At 52.5% G+C, this 3,475-nt stretch carries 1 tRNA gene and 2 rRNA genes; all 3 read right to left on the bottom strand.

The features are described 5' to 3' along the window. Positions 1 to 7 precede the first annotated feature (7 nt). Positions 8 to 123: ribosomal RNA gene (rrf, locus tag D9738_RS06880) — 5S ribosomal RNA — on the bottom strand. A gap of 96 nt (positions 124 to 219) precedes the next feature. Further along, positions 220 to 3,121: ribosomal RNA gene (locus D9738_RS06885) — 23S ribosomal RNA — on the bottom strand. Positions 3,122 to 3,314: 193 nt separating this feature from the next. Then, positions 3,315 to 3,390 (bottom strand) — tRNA-Glu (locus tag D9738_RS06890). Positions 3,391 to 3,475 lie beyond the last annotated feature (85 nt).

Genomic DNA, 3,475 nt, shown 5'->3' on the forward strand with positions numbered 1-3,475 from the left:
ATTTGATGCCTGGCAGTTCCCTACTCTCGCATGGGGAGACCCCACACTACCATCGGCGCTACGGCGTTTCACTTCTGAGTTCGGCATGGGGTCAGGTGGGACCACCGCGCTACGGCCGCCAGGCAAATTCTGTTTTATTAACCCGCTTATCGCCGGTTAATTTAATCTGTATCAGGCTGAAAATCTTCTCTCAATCCGCCAAAACATCTTCGGCGTTGTAAGGTTAAGCCTCACGGTTCATTAGTACCGGTTAGCTCAACGCATCGCTGCGCTTACACACCCGGCCTATCAACGTCGTCGTCTTCAACGTTCCTTCAGGACTCTCAAGGAGTCAGGGAGAACTCATCTCGGGGCAAGTTTCGTGCTTAGATGCTTTCAGCACTTATCTCTTCCGCATTTAGCTACCGGGCAGTGCCATTGGCATGACAACCCGAACACCAGTGATGCGTCCACTCCGGTCCTCTCGTACTAGGAGCAGCCCCCCTCAGTTCTCCAGCGCCCACGGCAGATAGGGACCGAACTGTCTCACGACGTTCTAAACCCAGCTCGCGTACCACTTTAAATGGCGAACAGCCATACCCTTGGGACCTACTTCAGCCCCAGGATGTGATGAGCCGACATCGAGGTGCCAAACACCGCCGTCGATATGAACTCTTGGGCGGTATCAGCCTGTTATCCCCGGAGTACCTTTTATCCGTTGAGCGATGGCCCTTCCATTCAGAACCACCGGATCACTATGACCTGCTTTCGCACCTGCTCGCGCCGTCACGCTCGCAGTCAAGCTGGCTTATGCCATTGCACTAACCTCCTGATGTCCGACCAGGATTAGCCAACCTTCGTGCTCCTCCGTTACTCTTTAGGAGGAGACCGCCCCAGTCAAACTACCCACCAGACACTGTCCGCAACCCCGATTAGGGGTCTACGTTAGAACATCAAACATTAAAGGGTGGTATTTCAAGGTCGGCTCCATGCAGACTGGCGTCCACACTTCAAAGCCTCCCACCTATCCTACACATCAAGGCTCAATGTTCAGTGTCAAGCTATAGTAAAGGTTCACGGGGTCTTTCCGTCTTGCCGCGGGTACACTGCATCTTCACAGCGAGTTCAATTTCACTGAGTCTCGGGTGGAGACAGCCTGGCCATCATTACGCCATTCGTGCAGGTCGGAACTTACCCGACAAGGAATTTCGCTACCTTAGGACCGTTATAGTTACGGCCGCCGTTTACCGGGGCTTCGATCAAGAGCTTCGCTTGCGCTAACCCCATCAATTAACCTTCCGGCACCGGGCAGGCGTCACACCGTATACGTCCACTTTCGTGTTTGCACAGTGCTGTGTTTTTAATAAACAGTTGCAGCCAGCTGGTATCTTCGACTGATTTCAGCTCCACGAGCAAGTCGCTTCACCTACATATCAGCGTGCCTTCTCCCGAAGTTACGGCACCATTTTGCCTAGTTCCTTCACCCGAGTTCTCTCAAGCGCCTTGGTATTCTCTACCTGACCACCTGTGTCGGTTTGGGGTACGATTTGATGTTACCTGATGCTTAGAGGCTTTTCCTGGAAGCAGGGCATTTGTCGCTTCAGCACCGTAGTGCCTCGTCATCACGCCTCAGCCTTGATTTTCCGGATTTGCCTGGAAAACCAGCCTACACGCTTAAACCGGGACAACCGTCGCCCGGCCAACATAGCCTTCTCCGTCCCCCCTTCGCAGTAACACCAAGTACAGGAATATTAACCTGTTTCCCATCGACTACGCCTTTCGGCCTCGCCTTAGGGGTCGACTCACCCTGCCCCGATTAACGTTGGACAGGAACCCTTGGTCTTCCGGCGAGCGGGCTTTTCACCCGCTTTATCGTTACTTATGTCAGCATTCGCACTTCTGATACCTCCAGCATGCCTCACAGCACACCTTCACAGGCTTACAGAACGCTCCCCTACCCAACAACACATAGTGTCGCTGCCGCAGCTTCGGTGCATGGTTTAGCCCCGTTACATCTTCCGCGCAGGCCGACTCGACCAGTGAGCTATTACGCTTTCTTTAAATGATGGCTGCTTCTAAGCCAACATCCTGGCTGTCTGGGCCTTCCCACATCGTTTCCCACTTAACCATGACTTTGGGACCTTAGCTGGCGGTCTGGGTTGTTTCCCTCTTCACGACGGACGTTAGCACCCGCCGTGTGTCTCCCGTGATAACATTCTCCGGTATTCGCAGTTTGCATCGGGTTGGTAAGTCGGGATGACCCCCTTGCCGAAACAGTGCTCTACCCCCGGAGATGAATTCACGAGGCGCTACCTAAATAGCTTTCGGGGAGAACCAGCTATCTCCCGGTTTGATTGGCCTTTCACCCCCAGCCACAAGTCATCCGCTAATTTTTCAACATTAGTCGGTTCGGTCCTCCAGTTAGTGTTACCCAACCTTCAACCTGCCCATGGCTAGATCACCGGGTTTCGGGTCTATACCCTGCAACTTAACGCCCAGTTAAGACTCGGTTTCCCTTCGGCTCCCCTATTCGGTTAACCTTGCTACAGAATATAAGTCGCTGACCCATTATACAAAAGGTACGCAGTCACCCCATAAAGAGGCTCCCACTGCTTGTACGTACACGGTTTCAGGTTCTTTTTCACTCCCCTCGCCGGGGTTCTTTTCGCCTTTCCCTCACGGTACTGGTTCACTATCGGTCAGTCAGGAGTATTTAGCCTTGGAGGATGGTCCCCCCATATTCAGACAGGATACCACGTGTCCCGCCCTACTCATCGAGCTCACAGCATGTGCATTTTTGTGTACGGGGCTGTCACCCTGTATCGCGCGCCTTTCCAGACGCTTCCACTAACACACACACTGATTCAGGCTCTGGGCTGCTCCCCGTTCGCTCGCCGCTACTGGGGGAATCTCGGTTGATTTCTTTTCCTCGGGGTACTTAGATGTTTCAGTTCCCCCGGTTCGCCTCATTAACCTATGGATTCAGTTAATGATAGTGTGACGAATCACACTGGGTTTCCCCATTCGGAAATCGCCGGTTATAACGGTTCATATCACCTTACCGACGCTTATCGCAGATTAGCACGTCCTTCATCGCCTCTGACTGCCAGGGCATCCACCGTGTACGCTTAGTCGCTTAACCTCACAACCCGAAGATGTTTCTTGCGATTCATCTTCGTGTTGCGAAAATTTGAGAGACTCACGAACAACTTTCGTTGTTCAGTGTTTCAATTTTCAGCTTGATCCAGATTTTTAAAGAGCAAATATCTCAAACATCACTCGTAAGTGAGTTTTGAGATACAGAGGTCGGCGACTTTCACTCACAAACCAGCAAGTGGCGTCCCCTAGGGGATTCGAACCCCTGTTACCGCCGTGAAAGGGCGGTGTCCTGGGCCTCTAGACGAAGGGGACGTATCAGTCTGCTTCGCAAGACGCCTTGCTTTTCACTTTCTATCAGACAATCTGTGTGAGCACTTCAAAGAACGCTTCTTTAAGG

Origin of the sequence: Escherichia sp. E10V5 (assembly GCF_004212315.1) — a bacterium.
In the GTDB taxonomy this organism is placed as follows: Bacteria; Pseudomonadota; Gammaproteobacteria; order Enterobacterales; family Enterobacteriaceae; genus Escherichia.